Genomic DNA, 2,829 nt, shown 5'->3' with positions numbered 1-2,829 from the left:
ATTCTATATTTTCCACCTGATACCTGACCTATATCCAGTTTGGAAAAATTCGGCAGACATACGTCTGACAACTCGTTTTCTTTATAAGGTTCCTCTGTTATCCAATAGAATGAGCATGTAAATCTCCGATAATTGGCTTATCTTCGATTTTTTGTTGTAGATGTTTGTGCAAACATTTCCTGAAAAAAGGGATTTAGCCAGAACTGTAAAAATGTCAGCACATGGCTCAATGCCGGTCAGTACTATAAACCTCGTACCTTGAAATGTTCATGCTCTCACATCTAAAGGCGACAGGGTATCTCTCACCGCCTGCAGCGTGGCATTTGGACCCTCCACATTGTTATGCTGTTGAATAAAAGATCGACATCTGTATGAATCTGGATATAACCGAGAATCAAACCGATTATTATTCAGTCAGATATCCAGAAATAACGTGGCTATAGACATTCTTTCTCTGATTGGGGGTAAGGGTGCAACTCTGTGTTAGTATCCTATTATTTTCAAGTGCTTTACAGAGACAGAGAAAAAAGATAGGTTATGCTTGGGAGGGTGTGATCAGCCAGGTAGTGCTGTTTGAGTAACTGTATTTCTGAATCGTGAATTTGGGGCAGTTCTCAGCCAAGAGTCCCATGTTTGTTCCTACCTCTTTTGAGGAGAGGCCTGTTTCTCTGGCGATATACTTTGATTTAAAGAAGTTCTTTCCTTCTTTTACCCGGTCTTCAAGGTAGGTTATCAGGGTTATCTGTCTTTCATTATAGGTGCTGGTGAGTGTGCCTTTAGTGAACATAATTACCTCATGTACTAATTGATTGAATGTAGGAGAAAGGACCAGCCGTTTGGCGGCTGGCTGAAATTCAGTTGGATCATTGCAGCGAACTGAGAGTTGGAAACCTTTCCTGAGAGGTCTGGTTCCCGGTTTTAATGATGAGTCACATTGATTGTAGGAGGACATGTTGAACGCAGCTCATCTATTGTGCACAGAGACTGCCGGTGTCCGGGTTTTTCGGACGACCCTTGTGCAGGTCTCTGTGTGACATACTATTGTTGCATGAAACAGGTTATAAACCCGGCAGCAAAAATCTGTTAAAATCAGTTAGAAATAATATTTAAATAAAATTTATAGGTTATTTAGGTGTAATCGTTACTCTGGTGTCATGATGACTGAACTGACAGCGTCCGGGGTGTTGCACCTGGTTTTAGATATTAAGTGCGTATCATGAAAACTGGAAAATTAGGAGAGTATAGGAAGGTTAATCGTTGGTTTAAACTGTTGCAACCTGTTGCAACTCTCTGAAATAGTGAAGTATCGAGGGTTATGTCGGGGTGCTCCGTGGTGATATGTTCGTGAATCGCGGATGAGAAGAGAGCGGTGGATGACTGATCGATCATGATACCAGTGATTGAAACTGGCAGGTTTTATGAATCATGAATCGATATGGGACTAGATAAGATCATAAACCTGCGGTAATATTCCCGTTTATCATTTCAAGTCCAAAAACCTGTTTGATCATATTATGTCGATTCCCTTTGTCTCCCAAATAATGATAAAGTATATTCGCTGGTATCCTGTTCGGAACTCTAAAGACTGGGATCTATCATGGAGAAGATGGGAAGTTCAGCGAAAATATCAAGAAATCCTGTACACGGGTGGATAAGGTATACGTGAGTATGATTTCAGTGAGGTATTGACTTGTGATACTGTAAGGCAAGAACTCCGAAAATCTGTTGATTCAAGAAGATCTTATTTCCATGCACTGACGCTGATCCAGAAACTATTGTTATGTCCTGGTTTTCACTACAGATAGTAAATCTCCAGAATCATTGTCATCTAATAAACTCTCTACTCCATGGGTATTGGGAGGCCCTGTTGTCTTAAATACGTCAATTTATCCCAGTACCCCCGTTGGAACACAATTTTCGAGTCAATGACATGAAAGAACCCACATCCCCGGAGACCTTGTGGATCCCTCCACTCCATGATGGCCCATTCTCCATCCTCAAACATATTTTCCACGATACAGGTCATTGATGCATTCGCAAAACTCTCTGCAAACATCTTCCTGATTGCATCGTGCCCCTGGACTGGCTCTTCTGCGACCTGGTGGTTGATTGCATCCTTATGGTACAGACTGACCAGTTTCTCGACATCAATCCTGTTAAACGCCTCAACAAATTGTTGAAGGACTTCTTTCGGCCTCATAGCAATATACCAGTTATCGCTCCTGCCATATGAGAATCAAATATTTGATTCTTTCACGCATCATGAGATGAATCGAATCTATTTTCATTATCTGTTAACAGATACCTGGTATGTACAATAGAGCATTGCCCTTTTTGGTTCTGGTTATCTTCAGTCTGATAATTATTCCTCTCTCTGCTGATGATCAGAATATCCACAAAACCGGGATAACACCCGGATCAGTCACTGATGAAGACTTGATCAGGTACTCAATAGAGGCTCAGAATAACTCGTACTGCCCCTATTCACACTATAAGGTCGGTGCAGCCCTTCTCACCGCCAATGGATCTGTATTCACCGGGGCAAACGTGGAAAATGCTGTCTATGGTTTATCAGTAACTGCAGCTGAAGTTGCGGTTTATAAAGCCGTTTCAGAAGGAGAACAGAAGTTTTCAGCGATAGCTGTCACGAGTTCAGGAGGAGATTTTGCGTATCCGTGTGGATCTGACCGACAGATAATCTCTGAATTCGGACTTGACGCCCGGGTTATTGTCTCAAATGGAAAGGCAATAAAGGTGACCACTATCCGTGATCTCCTTCCAAATGCATTCGGACCATCATCACTGGCCTGATCAGCAAATATCCTCTAT

General features: G+C 42.0%; 3 protein-coding genes. 1 reads left to right on the top strand and 2 read right to left on the bottom strand.

The features are described 5' to 3' along the window. Window positions 1-535 precede the first annotated feature (535 nt). Together VN429_RS05235 and VN429_RS05230 are read right to left on the bottom strand one after the other, a co-directional pair. Window positions 536-787, bottom strand: coding sequence for a DUF7123 family protein (locus VN429_RS05235; RefSeq protein ID WP_325630558.1), 252 nt, complete (start codon window positions 785-787; stop codon window positions 536-538). A gap of 1,053 nt (window positions 788-1,840) precedes the next feature. Further along, window positions 1,841-2,200 carry a nuclear transport factor 2 family protein gene (locus VN429_RS05230; protein ID WP_325630556.1) on the bottom strand — a complete coding sequence of 120 codons (360 nt, stop codon included), beginning with the start codon at window positions 2,198-2,200 and terminating at the stop codon, window positions 1,841-1,843. 110 nt (window positions 2,201-2,310) lie between these two features. On the opposite strand from VN429_RS05230, the gene cdd reads away from it, so the two are divergent. Then, window positions 2,311-2,811, top strand: coding sequence for a cytidine deaminase (gene cdd / locus VN429_RS05225; protein WP_325630554.1), 501 nt, complete (start codon window positions 2,311-2,313; stop codon window positions 2,809-2,811). The last annotated feature ends 18 nt before the right edge of the window (window positions 2,812-2,829 follow it).

It is taken from the genome of Methanospirillum sp., from assembly GCF_035560735.1.
In the GTDB taxonomy this organism is placed as follows: Archaea; Halobacteriota; Methanomicrobia; order Methanomicrobiales; family Methanospirillaceae; genus Methanospirillum.
This window is presented reverse-complemented; position numbering and strand designations above follow the sequence as displayed.